Origin of the sequence: Tritonibacter mobilis (genome assembly GCF_001681715.1) — a bacterium.
Lineage (GTDB): Bacteria > Pseudomonadota > Alphaproteobacteria > Rhodobacterales > Rhodobacteraceae > Epibacterium > Epibacterium mobile.
On record NZ_LNWY01000038.1, the window covers coordinates 22,236 to 37,651 of the forward strand.

Consider the following 15,416-nt stretch of genomic DNA (forward strand, 5'->3'; position numbering starts at 1 on the left):
CCTACATTTGCGTTTACAAGCGAAACACCCGGTAATCACGAAAGCCAGCAAGCCCGGCCCATTATCGGCCGGGCCGCTCGACTGTTGCGCGCAGCAAAGGCAGACGCCGGACGCTTAGGACGGTGGAAAGCGCCTATTTCGGACTGATCCGGGCACCTTCGACGCACTCCCTCTGGTGCCGCTTGTCCACGGTCTTGACTTTAATATTGAGCTACCGGCTCAGCGTCGCGTTCGAAGCTTGCGATCACTGTGTGAGAGTTTGGGTGGCACGCATACCGAGAGCTTTAATCTCAATTAATGGGTCAAAAGTGACGCAGTCTCCGACCCCAACAATCCTTTATTTGCGGACCAGCTCAGAGCAGCTAACTTGAACTGCATGAGACGTCTTTGGATTTTGTTACTGATGGTCTTGTTTGGCACACCGCTAGGAGCCAAGGACCTCACGATCCTTACATCATTTCCGTCGGACATGACGGATGTGTTCGAGAGCCTCTGGCAGGACGCCAAACCGCGAACTCGGATCCAGGTTCTCAATAAGAATACGATTTCAGCGGTGGAGGAAATCCAGCAGGGAAATGCGCGTGCTTTCGACCTGTTCTGGGCGTCCTCGCCGGAGGCGTTTGTTCTCTTGGTTCGGGATGATCGCTTTGCAGATGCAGCTGTTTGCGGCCCCGACGGTCCCGCCCCAATCGAAGCGTTCGCGGTCTCCTCGGTCGGCTGGTCACGGCGCAGCGACAGTACCCTTTTTATGCCGGGCAGCTGGAATGACCTTTTACTGCCCATTTATCGCGACCGCATCGCCATGGCGCGCCCCGCGCGATCCGGCACCATGCACCTATTGGTCGAGCAACTGTTGCAGGTGCGCGGATGGGACGAAGGCTGGGCCTATCTGCTGGAGCTTGCCGGAAATCTCTCCACTCTGACCGCCCGCAGCCACGGGGTGCCGGATGGGCTGATCAACCGCCGCTTCGATATCGGGCTCATGATCGACTTTTTGTCCACTTCCCGCGGTGAAGCGCTGCAGTTCAAGTACGGACGCCCGATGATGACGTTTTCGGCGCAGATCGGCATCCTGAAGGGCGGCACCAACCCCGACCTCGCTTGCGCCTTCGTCGAAATGCTGCTGTCGCGCTCAGGCCAACTGGCATTGCGTCACCCCGACGTCAGCCGCATCCCGATTGACGCACAGATCCGCGCTGAGATAAGCGCGACGATCCCGCCGGAAATCACCGCAGACTTGAAACTGCCTTGGCTTGAATACGACCCAGAGCGTTCGGCAGACCGTTACTGGGCAGTCAACGCGCTGTTTGATCTCATGATTGCAGATGTCCTGGTCGAACGGCGTGCGCTCTGGCGGAGATATCACGCGCTCAAAAATCAGGGATTTGGGGCCGAACTGGATCGGGTGCATCAGCTGCTGACCAAAGTGCCCATTTCCGAACGCGCCGCCACAGAGGTCTCTTATTCCGCCGCGACTGGATTGCGGCCCTCCGTGCAACCCGCAACAGGATCTGACGAACGCAAACTCCTTGACGGCTGGCGCCAAGAAATTCGTGCGCTTCTCGCACTCGCCGCGGCGGATTTGGAAGCATTAGAGACAAGCCGCGACGAATGAAACGCTTCTTGGAAAGAACGATCCCACGTATCTGGACGCGACTGTTTATTCTAACAGTGTTGGCCGTGCTGCTAACATGGATCGTTATCGCCCTTGCAATCCAGGCCTTGCAGGATGCGCGCTCGGTGATCTCCGACATCAACACGACACATGTGCCAGACCTGACGCAAACCTCGCAACTCTCTGCACAAATTGCTGATCTGGCGATCTTGAGCAACGAACTGCTGTTTGCAACCAGCATCCAGAGCAGCCCGATCAGAACCGCCACCACCGACCTGTCACGCTTTTTGGTCGAGCGCCTGGAAAAACCTGAGATAGAAGGAGAGACACGCGAGATTGTTGCGCAGTTGGATGTGATCGCGCGGCGTCTGGACCGGATGCAGCGATTGGAGCAGGCAATCCGGGAGGATATATCGCGCCTGCGTTGGCTCGGAGTGGAGCTAGAGGAGGAAACCTCGGCGTTGGTCGCGGATTTCTCGTTCAATATCCAAGCGCAAACACGAAACATCGTGACCGAGAACAACGAAAGAAAACGCGCAGCAAAGGCCCGCTTTCTCGCGCAAGATATCCAGTCCCGCGATCGGTTTTCAGCGCTGGCATCGGAGCTTAGCCGCCTGATTTCTGTGGTTTTCCAGATCGCAGACGCGACCTCGCGCGATCAGATGAAACAACTGGAAGACATCTATGCAGACTCCGTGTCGCGCGTCTTTTCAATGCTGCGCCAGGATTCTGACCGCACAGAGTTTCTCACCATCCAGCAATCTCTGAGTGCTCTTGAGGCGGTCGCCACCGGGCCAGAGGGATTGGCCCGGCACCGGCAGGAATGGCTCAGCCAACGCAATGAGGTGCAGGCGCAGTTGGAGCATTCCTTTAACGCGCTGTCTCGCCTACAGAAAAGCCTTCAAAACAACGCGCGCGATCAACGCCAAGCGCTCACCGCGACGGTTCAGGCGTTTTCACTCCAGTCCGATCGCCGCCAGTCCGTGTTGCTGATTGCAACAGTGCTGGCGCTTGCTGGTGGTGTTGGCATCCTGTTCCTCTATGTGCGCCCGGTCATCATCCGTCCGATGCAAAAACTCACAGGCGCGATGCATGCAATCGCGAGCGGACAGGCCGTCCGGATTGACGATTTTGACCAGCGACACGACGAAATTGGTCAGCTCACCCGCGCGGTTCACGCGTTTCAAACCTCAGTCCACGAGCGCGATCAAGCCATTGCGCAGCTTCAGGCGACACAGAACGAGCTTGTCCAGGCGGGAAAAATGGCCGAGCTCGGCAACCTGTCGGCTGGGATCAGCCACGAACTCAATCAGCCTCTGGGTGCCATCAAGCAACGTTTGCATTTGCTACAGGCCGCGATTGCCACGGCCGACACGCAGGCGCAGGCACGACAGACCGCGAAAATATCCGATCTTACCGACAGGATGGGACGTATTATCCAACATTTGAGGAAGTTTGCGCGCCGGTCAGAGTATCTCAGAGAAAGGGTTCAGCTTCAACCATTGGTACAATCCGCACTGGACCTTATGTCCCCGCAGTTTACCGAGCATGGCGCGACGCCGATCATTGACCCCGCGTTGAGCACGATCTCGTTCATCGGTGACCCGGTGCTTGTGGAGCAAGTTATCGTCAACCTTTTGAGCAACGCGAGCGATGCCATCGCGCAAACCGGTAAAGCGGGTGAAATTCGAATTGAGTCCCATCCTGCCGCAGAGGGAAACATTGCTTTCTCGGTCGTGGACACCGGGGCCGGGTTGGGCGAACTGGAACCCGACGACATCATCGAACCCTTTGTGACCAGTAAACCCCCCGGCGCTGGCCTCGGGCTGGGCCTGTCGATTTCCTATAACATTCTCAAAGGGCTTGGCGGTGATCTCGCGATTTGCAGCCGTCGCAATCAAGGCGTTCGCGCAACCGTCACGCTCCCCTCAGGAGATTTGAGCACATGAAACAGAGTTCACAAGTCTATCTGGTTGATGACGACACCGATTTTCGCGAAGCCACCTGCGAACTACTGGAAGGTGCGGGCCTGACAGTAGAGCCATTTTGCAACGGAGCAGAGATGCTCCAGAAGCTCGACCCGGAATGGCCTGGCGTCGTTTTATGCGACGTGCGGATGGCCGATTTGGATGGGTTTGGCGTCCTGAAGGCGACACAAGACATCGCCTCGGATATTCCGTTTGTGATGATTACAGGGCACGGCGACGTACGGATGGCCATCTCGTCGATCAAAGCGGGGGCTTATGACTTCATCGAAAAACCGCCCCAGCCCGACGTTCTGATCAGCACCATCAGCCGCGCCGTAGGCGCACGCAAACTGCTGGTGGAAAACAAGCGGCTGCGACGGCGTACGCAAAACAAAAGCGGCCTCTCGGCAACGCTTGTGGGGCAATCGCAAGCCATCCGCGAAATCCGCGCGCAGGTGCTGCGGTTGGCGGCGCTGCCGATGACCGTTTGCATCTTCGGCGAACCGGGCACTGGCAAATCTGTTGCGGCACGCGCACTGCATGACTACGGCGAGGGCAAAGGCGAGTTTGAAATGATCGGATGCGCGGCGGCCTCACCGGAAGAGTTTCGGTCAGACCTTGCCGCCATCGCACCAGAAACCGCGACGCTCTATCTGCGAGCGGTCGACCGTCTTGACCCTAAGGCGCAGGCAATACTGGTCGAATATTTGAAAACCCCCGGCATTCCACGGGTTATCGTCTCCATGTCAGCCGAAGCCGCAAAAGCGCCTGAAAAGAACCTGACGGACGATCTTTATTTCCTGGCCAATGTCGCCCGTCTTGATATGCCCGCAATCCGCGAGCGCGGCCGGGACGTCTTTTTCCTCCTCGAAGTGTTTTTGCGCTCCGCGTCACAAAGATTCAGCCAGCGCCTACCCAGCGTGACCAAGGACATGATCCGCCAGTTTGAGCGTCATGACTGGCCGGGCAATGCGCGTGAATTGCAAAACGTCGCGGAGCGAATGGTGATGGGCCTGCCGATTGGACTGGCCGCACGAGCGCGACAGCGCAGCGACGCACTTTTGCCCTACGAGGAAGCCATGCGCCAATTCGAACGCACGCTTTTATCGCAAAGCCTGCGAGAGACCGGAGGACGAAAGGGCGAAGCAGCCGAGCTTTTGTCGATTCCGAGGAAGCGGCTCTATCTGCGCATGAAGGCAGTCGGCCTCTCCGATACGGGTCAGGATTGACCCAATTCAGGTGTCAGAACCGCCTCAAGGCGTCATCCAAAGGGGTCAATTCAGGTAAAAATTTGTCGATTTCGGTATCTGTCGCAGCATCTGGATGTGCGCGGAGGAGCGCATCTCAATTCAGGGAGGACACTCCATGCGGGGTACCATTCTATCGTCAGTGGCAACACTGGCGCTTATGACGACGGCCGCCATCGCCGGCGGCAAAGTGACTGTCATTACATCTTTTCCAGACTCGATGACCGGGCCAATCGAAGCTGCTTTTGAGGCGGCTCATCCAGAGTTTGATCTGGAAATCTTGAACAAGAAAACCTCGGCTGGCGTGAAATACATCCAGGAGATTGCTGGAGATAACACCGCCGATATCTTCTGGGCATCGGCCCCTGACGCGTTTGAAGTGCTGAAGGGAGATCAGCTCCTCTCCAAGGTCACAATCACGTCCGAAGGCATTCCGGACCGGATCGGTGCCTATCCTCTGAACGATCCCGAAGGCTATTACTTCGGCTTCGCAGGCGCTGGATATGGCATCATGTGGAACGAGCGGTACCTCAAGGCAAACGATCTTGCGCCAGCAAAAGAATGGATGGATCTCGCCGGGGCCGAGTACCACGGGCACGTGGGCATGTCAGCGCCTTCGCGCTCCGGCACCACACACCTTACCGTTGAAACGCTACTGCAAGGCGAGGGCTGGGATCAGGGCTGGTCACAATGGAAGCGCATTGCAGGTAACTTCAGAACCGTGACCGAACGTAGCTTTGGCGTCCCGGACGGTGTGAACACTGGCAACTTCGGCCTCGGGATTGTCATCGACTTCTTTGGCTTTTCGTCCAAAGCGTCGGGTTTTCCGGTTGATTTCGCCTATCCCACCGTGACCGCGCTTGTGCCCGCGAATGTCGCGGTGGTCGCAGATGCCCCCAACGAAGACGGCGCCGTCACCTTCATCAACTATATGCTTACCCCAGAGGGCCAGTCGGTCTTGTTGGACCCGGCGATCATGCGTTTGCCGATCAATCCAGCCACCTACGCCGAAGCGCCGGAGGGTTTCCCCAATCCGTTTGAGGACAGCACTATCGGGGCCAGCGTGAAATTCGACGTTGAGAAATCCGGCGCACGCTACAACCTCGTCAATTCCATGTTCGACGTGATGATTACCTATCGTCTCGACGACCTGCGCGCGGCAGTCGGCGCTCTGCATGAAGCCGAAGCGCGCTACAGCGAGACAGGCAATGAGGAGGCAAAAGCACTCATCGACGAGGCTTGGGCACTCATTGATGCAAACCCGATTGATGAGGCACAAAGCCTCGATCCAGAGTTTGCCGGCATCTTCACGAAAAAGCGCCGCAAGGCCACCGACGAGGTTGGCGAGCGTCAGGCTGAAATCGAACAGCGTTGGGATGCCTTCGTCGTCGAGAACTACGCACGTGCCACCGAATTGGCAAATAAAGCAGCCGCGATGTAACGCGCGACCCCCGGTCCCCGAAACATAGACCTAACTGCCATCGTGCGCGGCACGGTGGCAGGACATCTTCAAGGACGTCCCCATATGTCAAGCTCATCCTCTTCGTCAGGCGCACAGGCCGCCGGGCTCTCTGATCGTGTGCCCAACTGGCTGGTCCCGAACCTCTCCGGCCTGCATATCGCCGCCGTGCTCATCGCGCTTTTGCTGATCGGCCTGCTTCTGGTGCCCGTGGCACAGGTCATGATCGTTGCCTTTCAGGACCCGGCAACGGGCGCAGCGACACTTCAGAACTTTGTCGATTTCTTCGGTACGTCGTTGTTCAGAGAGAGCTTTTGGAACTCTTTTTATGTGTCGGCCATGTCCGTGGTCGTCGCCACCGCTATCGCCCTGCCTCTGGCCTACATCACGACACGGTTTCACTTTTCAGGGTCGATCCTCATTCAAAGCCTCGGGTTCATCCCTCTGATCATGCCACCCTTCGTGGGCGCCGTGGCGATGCAGCTGATCTTTGGCCGCAACGGAACCGTCAACCTGCTGCTGCGAGACTGGTTTGGCATCTCGATCCCCTTCATGGAGGGGCTGAATGGCGTCATTCTGGTGCAATCGATCCACTACTTTCCCTTCATTCTGATCAACCTCTCTGCGTCCCTGCGCAATATCGACCGCTCGATGGAAGAAGCGGCGCAGAACCTTGGCAGCCATGGCATGCGCCTGTTTCGCCGGATCGTTTTTCCGCTTGCAATGCCGGGTTACATTGCCGGTGCCGCATTGGTCTTTATCAAGGTGTTTGACGATCTGGGCACGCCGCTCCTCTTGAACGTCAACAACATGCTCGCACCACAGGCGTTCCTGCGCATTTCCTCCATCGGGATCAGCGACCCGATGGGCTACGTGATCTCCGTCATCCTTGTTGTGTTCTCAATCCTGTCGCTGTGGGCCTCTTTCCTGTTCATGCGTGGCAAGGATTACGCGACGGTGCAGAAAGGCGGCGGCGGCATGGCCAAACGATCGCTCAAGCCGCTGGAAAAGACGCTTGCCTACGGCACGGTCATATTGATCCTGCTGGTGGTCCTGAGCCCGCACCTCGGCCTGCTGTTGCTGTCTTTTGGTACGATCTGGTCCTTTGCGCCGCTGCCGGATGGCTACACCCTGCAAAACTACATCACCATGTGGGAAGGCTCTAAGACCTTCATTCTGAACACCGTCCTCTACGCTGGGATCGCAGCCACACTGGATGTCATCATCGGCACCGCGATCGCCTACATTGTGCTGCGCACAGGGATATTCGGGCGAAAGGCGCTTGATTACTTAGCCACCGCCGCGCTGGCTGTTCCGGGCGTCGTGCTTGGGATCGGGTATCTCAGGACCTTTCACCAGATCGACGTTCCGTTCACCGGCGAACCGATGGCGAGTTGGTGGGTCATCATCGCACTCGCCCTGATGATCCGGCGCCTGCCTTATGCGTTGCGTGCCTGCACGGCCGCGCTGCAACAGGTAAGCCTTGCGTTGGAAGAGGCCGCAGAAAGCCTTGGTGCGACCAAGCGGCGGACCATCCAAAAAGTCGTGATCCCTCTGATGACAGGCGGCATTCTGGCAGGCTTTGTGACCAGCTTTGCAACCGCCGCGGTGGAGTTGTCGGCCACCATCATGCTGGTCAGTTCAAACAATGACGCGCCGCTGGCCTATGGGATCTACCTGTTCATGCAAACCCCATCGGGGCGTGGCGCTGGGGCTGCACTTGGAATCGTCGCTGTCATTGTCGTCGCGATCGGCACCATCGCCTCTCAAATCATCATTGAAAGAGACAAAAAGCTCAAAGCGTCCGGCGACGCGCACTGAAGCCTTGGAAGGAATGCAAACATGACAAAAGCTGGTATCAAAATCGAAGATGTCCACCTGTCCTTTGGCGAGACCGAAGTGCTCAAGGGCGTCAATCTGGACATCAAACCGGGCGAATTCTTTGCCTTCCTGGGCCCCTCGGGCTCAGGCAAGTCCACATTGTTGCGCGCGATTGCGGGCTTTGGCCCCGATCCGCGCGGTCGCATCCTCATTGGGGACCGAAACGTCGTTGGACAAAGCCCATGGAAACGCAATGTCGGTATGGTGTTTCAGTCCTACGCGCTTTGGCCGCATATGTCGGTGCGCGACAACGTCGGCTTTGGCCTGAAGGAACGCAAGCTCCCAAACGCCCAGATCCGTCCCAAGGTTGACGCAGCGCTCGACCTTGTGGGCCTTGCGCATCTCGCAGACCGAATGCCGAACCAACTGTCGGGTGGGCAACAACAACGTATTGCGCTGGCGCGGACTATCGTGGTCGAGCCTGAAGTCTTGCTGTTGGATGAACCGCTCTCCAATCTCGACGCCTCCCTGCGCGTGCAGATGCGGCGGGAACTCCTGAACCTGCAACGCAAGCTCGGTCTCACGACGATTTTTGTGACCCACGACCAAGAAGAGGCAAACACGACCTCTGATCGGATGGCCGTGCTTGATGGCGGGGTCATCCAGCAAATCGGCACGCCGCAAGAATTGTACGACACGCCGGCGAACCTCTTTGTGGCCAACTTCCTCGGCACGGCAAACATTCTAAAAGGCCGTGTAGAAGCCGATGGCACAGCTGCGCGCTTTGTGACCGAAACCGGCGATCATCTCAGTTTGCCCGCGGGAATGCGCTCGTCAGGATCAAACATCGTACTGCGCCCTCAGAATATCACGCTCCTGCGTGAAGAAGGGCCCAACACGCTCACAGGCACGATCAGCCACAAGGAGTTTCTCGGCAGTCAGATCCGATATCTGGTCAACGCGGGCGGCACCGAAATGGTCGTCGACCAAAGCCACAGCGCAGGTCTGGACTGGTTCGAAACCGGCACTCAGGTCTTTTTGCAAACCAACACCAGCAGCGCCATCGTACTTTGACGCCTCACATTGGACAGACGAGATGACGAAAACCCCTTCTAGTAAGGTTGCCGCGTGTGCGGCGGATACCAAAATGCACGATCCGCAATTTCTCTACCTGCGTCACGGTCAGACAGACTGGAACCTAGAGCAACGCCTTCAGGGGCGTTGCGATCCGCCCCTGAATGAGACGGGCATCGACCAGGCCCGCCACGCCGCGCGCGCTGTGGCGTCTGGTGGCGTGGATGTCATCATCACCAGCCCTCTCAGGCGCGCCCACCAAACTGCGCAGATCATCGCCGAACACACGTCGGCGCGGATCATCGAAGTCCCTGACCTCGTAGAGCGCAACTTTGGCGCTTTGGAAGGCAAACGACTGGTAGACATCGCCGGGGCAGGCGCAAGCGGCTATGACATCGCATTGCGGGATGATCTGCCAGGCAATGCAGAACCCTGGGACACCCTCTGCGCGAGGGCGGAGCACGTCGTAACCCAGTGGCAGCATGAAATGGCGCGTCAAGACATCCTGTTCGTGAGCCACCTCGCCGTGATGACTGCATTGTGCGATGTCCTGAGCATCCCCCGGATCGACGTGAAAAATGCTCATCCCTACCGTTTTCAAAAACTCAAAGATCGCTGGGATCTAAACTTTGCTTTCCGGTAACAATTTGCCTTCTATCCTCGCTGCGCCTCTTCTACCTTTCGTTCATAACGGCAGCCAGCGACCAGTCGCACGGTTCGCAAGGGCACTCTACTTTGCGGAGTCCTCACCATGTGACCTGCGCCCTAGTCGAATGACAGCGACCTTTGAAACCTCAGGCGCTTAACGCAACCGGCAGAGGTTTTCTGCTGCGGTGCAGCCCGCCGTTTCTGCCGCTCGCTTCAACTGCGAGGTTGTGGAGTTGGTGAATTCACACACCGCGGGACAAAGATGATCGTCCCAAGTTGAGTAACGGTGGGATGACCGCCTGCCCAAACACTAAAAATGGCCGCAGAAACCCCGCCGCCAAGCCCCAAAAAAAACGGGGATTTCCCTCGCGCCGGGTAGCCCGCAGGGATCCGGCTCCTTAGGCTTCAGGATCTATGGGGGCAATACCCATCGCCGGACCTCGCAAAACGCGGATCAACTCCTGAATGGCCGTATCGGCATAAGGCTCACCAAACCGCTGCAGATATTCTAGGGTATCCTCCAGCAGGCTCACCTCTTGCAGCAACAGGAACGCGTGATACCTTTCCGGTTGCCGAGAGATTTTGTCAAACAATGCAACATGCGCCTCGCTGTCATAGAGTGAAGGAAGCACGATATCACCTTCCTCTTCATAGCCTGATATGCCGCAGGCATCTGCGCGGCGGGCGAGATCTTCCAGCGCTTGCTTGTACTGTTCAATGGGCATGTGCTGTCCGCCGGAGAATGATTGTGAATCGGGCATCATCTACCCCGCAGATTTCACCTATATTGACGCCGCCTGCTCAGTGTTGCGCCAATAGGTTTTCAACGCTTCCAATCAGTTCGTCATTATACGCGCTGGTGCGGAATTCATCATAGAGAGCTTGCGCGACGTCCCGGTCATATTCTGCATTCACACCGAGAAGAATATGCTCGGCGAGGAACAAGCCCGCATTACCCCAACCGGATATGGCAGCGTTCAACAGGTAAACGGTTCCAACATAATGATTTTTGGCGGTTCCCTCGCCTCGAAGCAACTTGATCCCGTAATTGGTCATTGCAATGGGGTACCCTTGTTCAGCAGCGCGCTTATACAGGCTCGTGACCAGTTCAGGGTTGTTCTGAAAGTAGTGGCAGTGCCGTTTTCCGTAAAGCCATGCGAGAGCGGTATTCGCCGTTGCACTACCCAAAGCCGCAGCCGCTTCAAGTTTGCCATGCGCAACTTCATTGCCTTCACAAGCACTGTTCGAAAGTTCGTTGGAAAACTGTCGCTGCTCCTGGAACCTGAATATCTCGATTCCTGGATGTACCAGGTTAGCACTGTCTGATCTGAGGACGGCCCAATAGATATCACTCTTGATCGGATCAGCCCAGGCGGCAAAAGGCGCGGTGAAAAAAATAATCAGCAAAATCAGATTCTTGAACATCTTCGAATTCCTGTCCGATGTGTGCGTTGTTCTGGCGTTCAAGCTCTACCTGCTGGCGGGTAGCATGCATAGCAGGCTGCAAAATTAGCGGTTTCACTTGGGAGCTTGGAAGTTCATTGTTGTGGAGCCTTCTGGAATGCCCTGGCCTATTCCGCAGCCTCTGAACATTTTGACAACCTTCGAACTCCGTCCCAATCATCGAGTATGTAAAACCCTTGATGATCCCCATTAACCGAAAAGGTTTTTTCCTCGCGGGTCTGGGGGTCCGTATAAGAAATCGCTAGGACGAAGCTCAGAGGGCTGCTCGAGGGGCCCCAAAAGGCTTTAGGGTGGAAGACGCTGGTTGCCTCATGCTGATCCACAAACACCCGCGTTTCGTTCTCGGCAGACGCGCCAGAGAGTTCGATGCCTTCCATCATCCCGCAAGCCAATGCATACCGGCCATCAAGCCGGGATAAATCGAAGTCATCGGCAAAGTGAGGGAGCAAATGTGTCAGCCTCTCGCAAAGATCATCAGCGTCCTGAGAAGACGGCAATCCGCAGCGGTTCTCCTCCTCCGCGTGCGCGGTTTGCAAAAAGGCCAGAACAGCAATGCAGGTCAGTAGGGTGGTCTTCAATTTTGGCTTCCTTAAAAAACGGGAAATTTAGCGGAAAAAGCAGGGGGCGTTGGCCCCTTAACATATACTTTGGGATACGAACCTTCCATAGTTGCGTCCCGCCAATCCTCACCACTTGGCAAGATGGTAATACGCTGTTTGGGAGACCTTATCCGGCCTTGAACCGTCCGGATAGCCGGATACAAAGAGTTTACTGCCACTCATAAGGAAGATTTCCGTGGCTTGCAAAATCCAGATCGAAGGTCCTGTGACAAAAGCGCAATTGGAACGTGACATCCGGTTGCTCGCCACGCTCGCCAAACGGTTACCTTCTCGGTCTTTCATCGCACGCCTGTCTGAAAGCGATATTCAAGACAACATACCGCTATATCTCGATGAGAGCGAAGCTGCTGCTCGTTGCGCGGCAACCGGGTATGTGTCCGAGACTGGGAAGAAAGTGATCACTGCCTTGCGGAATGCGGCCGCGGCCGGTGATATCAGGCAAGGTGTCGGCAATGCCTTTTCTGCGGTGCATAAAGCCTGCTCAGAACTGCGTTGCCTGAGCGCTGCTTTTGGGGAAATCGACTGAGTTCTTCGCATTCGCAGCATAGTTGTCGCTACGTGTGGCTCGAATGTCGAATTCCGGCTGACTGCAGAAGAACTCAACGCGACTGGTAAGGGCAGCTTTGTCCGCGACCTGTGAACTCAGTTTTCAAAATTGAATGACCGCAACACGGAGGCGGGGCTACCCTCCCCCTCGGGCAATCCGATTAGACCGGGCCGTGTCCTCGGCTACGCCTGCGGGCCGCACCAACCCGGTCGAATAGCATTGCCTCGCCCCCTCCCGCGTTTGCCCGCCTTTGGAAACATCGGGCAGATCAGCAGGAACAGGCGGCTGCGCCGACTGAACCTGCAAATCAGCCCTGATTTTCCAAAAGGAAGGTCAGATCAACGCAACAAGCCATACGGCAAAAACAGCGGATTGGGTCAGTTTATGACGTGTAGGTCAATTTCGTCTGACGTTCAACAAATGGTGTGGAACGTCGAACACCTTTGACCCAATCAACGGCCAAAACCTAAGGAAATCGAAAGGTCGCGTCATTCAATTCTGACCCAAACTTCAAGCATTTCTGACCTAGAAGATCGCGCATATCGATAATCTCGCTTACCTGCGCCAGGAACTAGCGGCCCGAAGCTGCCATTCGTAAAGCTGGTCATCTCTGCGCCGCAGCTTCCCCGAAGCGGACGTCCATGGCAAAGCCACCGATGCCTACTCTGTTCGTCGGCAGCGCGGAATTGGGGGTTGCCTATCCGCCGACGTTGGGCAAGCCTCCTGACGGATTACGGAGACAGAACGCCATGCTAGAAGCTGTTGCGCGAAGAAAAGCCCATTGGCTTTTTAACGCTGGAAGCGAGAAGTCCTTCTCTGGCAAGCGGCGGCCGCAAGAAGATATGGTCACATCCGCAGTTTTCGGTTCGATCTGGCAGATGTCGCCAGAGGACAGATATGGCGCGCTCAAAATCCTGCTGGGGCATGAAGCTTTTGAGGCAACTAAGTTCACACCCGACGATGACATCGAAGTGGCACTTTGGCCGCGCCTTGCAGGGCTTGCAGGTCGTAGGCATGTCGAACCCGACGTCCTTCTGAAAGCAGCAGGCAAGACCACCGTCGTCGAAGTAAAATGGCATGCCCCCTTGTCCGAACGTCAGCTCGAACAACAGGTCACAGCCGTGGGACCAGACAACACCGCCGCTGTCATCATGCTCGGAGAAGTCGGCGTTGAAGACGAGATCTGCGGTGTGCGTGCTTTTTGCCGGACGTGGCGTGACGTCTCAACAGAGTTACAGAAAGCGCAGTCCCCGACGTTCTCGCCGCTTTCGCGGTGGAAAACGACGATGTGCTTGTTCCTGCAAGAAACGGATATGGGGCGTGTATTCGACGGGCTCGGAAAAATTGCAAATCCGGGAGGTGCGTCCTTCCAATTCAGAAAACCCGGGCATCCACCATGGCTTGATCAGCCCCCGCCGCAAGAGCCTCAGTCCACAAAATACACCTTCGGAGAAACGTAGTGACCGACGCGGAAATTATCGAAAACGGCCGCAGCCTCTTCCTGTCTGCACAGAACCTGCGGAGATCCGCTCCTGATCTGGATGCTCTATTGGGCAGCCTCTGGGAGGCTGTTGAGGCAGAGTATTTCGGACCGATTGAGGATCTAGGTGACGAAGATTCGGATGATCATGGCTGGATATCGACCGGCTATGCCTACAATGCCGCTGTGCTGGCGCGGGGAAAAAAAGGCAAACCACTGAAGCAACCTATCGGCTCCCTGACATTCATCGTTCGCCTCTGCAGCACAGGCGAGGTCGAAGATGAATCTGCTCATTGGCCATGGCTTGATCAGGCTTGCCTTATCGTCGGCTGGCACGGCTCAGATACACCCGATGACTACTGGGAGATCGGGAACTTCGAGCCTACAGATGACAATGTGGCTAACATTGCCCATGCCGGGAGCGGCCTTTGGGCATGGGCGCCTGATGGCGAGTACTATTCACACTTCTTTGCCATCCCAATCTTTGCGCTGCGAAATGAGCACGACCTGAAGAAATATGCTTTGCGTCCACTTAAGGCCCTGTTTGACAGCGAAGATCCCGTTGCTGCTGCCCCAGATGTGTTGAAAGACATTCCGGCCCTGCAGCCGCCCACCAAGTGAGCAACACTCAGCCCCAGAGGCGTTCACAAAAACGAATACACCTGTGGGACTCGGGACCATCATTCTGTTGGTCTATCTACTCATCGGACTGTTAGGAACCAGATATGCGGCGACAAACGCGGCGCGCTCGCATGTCTTCCGAGTGCGGAGTAGCTTCCGGCCCATAAGAGACATTCGGCGAAGTCCTAGATGCTGCAATGCGGCGTCAACGAAGCGGACATTCACGAGCATTTAGGAAATTGGCATCGGTCCGGTCATAGGCAGTTCGGCACTATGAAATAGATGTTGTCAGCTCCGGTGTCCGCGTTTTCGACCGAAGGCCTCAGGCAGCGTTCGGGACGGTTGGGGGCATGGCCATTCAAGAGCATAGCTATATCTCGGCGTACCGCGGGGGTATCGATGAAGTATCGGTGGTTTGTGTTGATCCATTTGTCGCTGGCTTGACCTTCCCACTCTGCAAGCGAAGCATCTACTGTGCGGGTATTTTCCAGCACGATGCGGTCGGCCCCCCCTGGCCGATGCGCTGACGGTCATCATTCAATTGGACGGATTTCCCAAGAACTGGATCATTTCGGGTCACATAGATCGTCACGTCGTCAGCGAGACCGCGCAGCATCGGGTAGGATTTGGTGAACCGCGCGACAGAGACATCCCCCGCGGCGATCACGATGTGTCTGAATTGGGGCGTTTCGGAAAGCGGCAAAAGGCCATCGGTTGGTTCAGGAACATCTTGATCGACACCTTGCCTCGCATCGAAGCTACATCCGGTTGCGATGTTGTAGAGCATGAAAGCACCCATCGAATGGGCAATGATATCCACGTTGCCCGCTCCATAGGTCATGTTGACAAATGA

Annotated in this window: 14 protein-coding genes; 10 read left to right on the forward strand and 4 right to left on the reverse strand. The window is 56.5% G+C overall.

Features of this window, described 5'->3' with window-relative positions; genetic code table 11:
- The first annotated feature begins 376 nt into the window (after positions 1–376).
- From UB90_RS22120 to UB90_RS22150, 7 genes are all read left to right on the forward strand, one after another.
- Positions 377–1,615 (forward strand): ABC transporter substrate-binding protein, encoded by a 1,239-nt coding sequence (locus UB90_RS22120; RefSeq protein WP_081285647.1) that lies wholly within the window; start codon positions 377–379, stop codon positions 1,613–1,615.
- A complete protein-coding gene (locus UB90_RS22125) occupies positions 1,612–3,564 on the forward strand; it encodes an ATP-binding protein (RefSeq protein WP_065332081.1) in 1,953 nt (650 codons plus the stop codon). The genes UB90_RS22120 and UB90_RS22125 overlap by 4 nt, the downstream gene beginning before the upstream one ends.
- Entirely contained in the window at positions 3,561–4,811 is a 1,251-nt protein-coding gene (locus UB90_RS22130; RefSeq protein WP_065332082.1) for a sigma-54-dependent transcriptional regulator, read from the forward strand. Before UB90_RS22125 ends, UB90_RS22130 begins: the two co-directional genes overlap by 4 nt.
- 136 nt (positions 4,812–4,947) lie before the next feature.
- Positions 4,948–6,270, forward strand: coding sequence for an ABC transporter substrate-binding protein (locus UB90_RS22135; RefSeq protein WP_065332083.1), 1,323 nt, complete (start codon positions 4,948–4,950; stop codon positions 6,268–6,270).
- Between the two features lie 84 nt (positions 6,271–6,354).
- On the forward strand, positions 6,355–8,109 hold the full coding sequence (locus UB90_RS22140; protein WP_081285172.1) for an ABC transporter permease: 1,755 nt from the start codon (positions 6,355–6,357) through the stop codon (positions 8,107–8,109).
- A 21-nt stretch (positions 8,110–8,130) separates the two neighbouring features.
- Positions 8,131–9,183, forward strand: coding sequence for an ABC transporter ATP-binding protein (locus UB90_RS22145; RefSeq protein ID WP_065328371.1), 1,053 nt, complete (start codon positions 8,131–8,133; stop codon positions 9,181–9,183).
- A gap of 73 nt (positions 9,184–9,256) precedes the next feature.
- Entirely contained in the window at positions 9,257–9,826 is a 570-nt protein-coding gene (locus UB90_RS22150; RefSeq protein WP_074712684.1) for a histidine phosphatase family protein, read from the forward strand.
- A 403-nt stretch (positions 9,827–10,229) separates the two neighbouring features.
- On the opposite strand, the gene UB90_RS22155 is transcribed toward UB90_RS22150, so the two are convergent.
- The 3 genes from UB90_RS22155 to UB90_RS22165 form a co-directional block, all read right to left on the reverse strand.
- Entirely contained in the window at positions 10,230–10,556 is a 327-nt protein-coding gene (locus UB90_RS22155) for a hypothetical protein (protein ID WP_009176587.1), read from the reverse strand.
- Positions 10,557–10,632: 76 nt separating this feature from the next.
- Positions 10,633–11,256, reverse strand: a complete 624-nt coding sequence (locus UB90_RS22160; protein WP_009176589.1) for an SEL1-like repeat protein — start codon at positions 11,254–11,256, stop codon at positions 10,633–10,635.
- 146 nt (positions 11,257–11,402) lie between these two features.
- Positions 11,403–11,873 (reverse strand): hypothetical protein, encoded by a 471-nt coding sequence (locus UB90_RS22165; RefSeq protein ID WP_009177159.1) that lies wholly within the window; start codon positions 11,871–11,873, stop codon positions 11,403–11,405.
- Positions 11,874–12,120: 247 nt separating this feature from the next.
- Here UB90_RS22165 and UB90_RS22170 point away from each other — a divergent pair, with 247 nt between their 5' ends.
- From UB90_RS22170 to UB90_RS22180, 3 genes are all read left to right on the forward strand, one after another.
- The gene (locus UB90_RS22170) at positions 12,121–12,441 is read left to right on the forward strand and encodes a hypothetical protein (protein WP_131818821.1); all 321 of its coding nucleotides are present in this window, start codon (positions 12,121–12,123) and stop codon (positions 12,439–12,441) included.
- A gap of 662 nt (positions 12,442–13,103) precedes the next feature.
- Complete coding sequence (locus tag UB90_RS22175; protein WP_131818820.1) at positions 13,104–13,922, forward strand: hypothetical protein; 819 nt, start codon at positions 13,104–13,106, stop codon at positions 13,920–13,922.
- A complete protein-coding gene (locus tag UB90_RS22180; RefSeq protein WP_065332087.1) occupies positions 13,922–14,563 on the forward strand; it encodes a hypothetical protein in 642 nt (213 codons plus the stop codon). The genes UB90_RS22175 and UB90_RS22180 overlap by 1 nt, the downstream gene beginning before the upstream one ends.
- A gap of 469 nt (positions 14,564–15,032) precedes the next feature.
- On the opposite strand, the gene UB90_RS22185 is transcribed toward UB90_RS22180, so the two are convergent.
- On the reverse strand, positions 15,033–15,416 hold a 384-nt coding region (locus UB90_RS22185), incomplete at its 5' end, for an alpha/beta hydrolase (protein ID WP_211267737.1).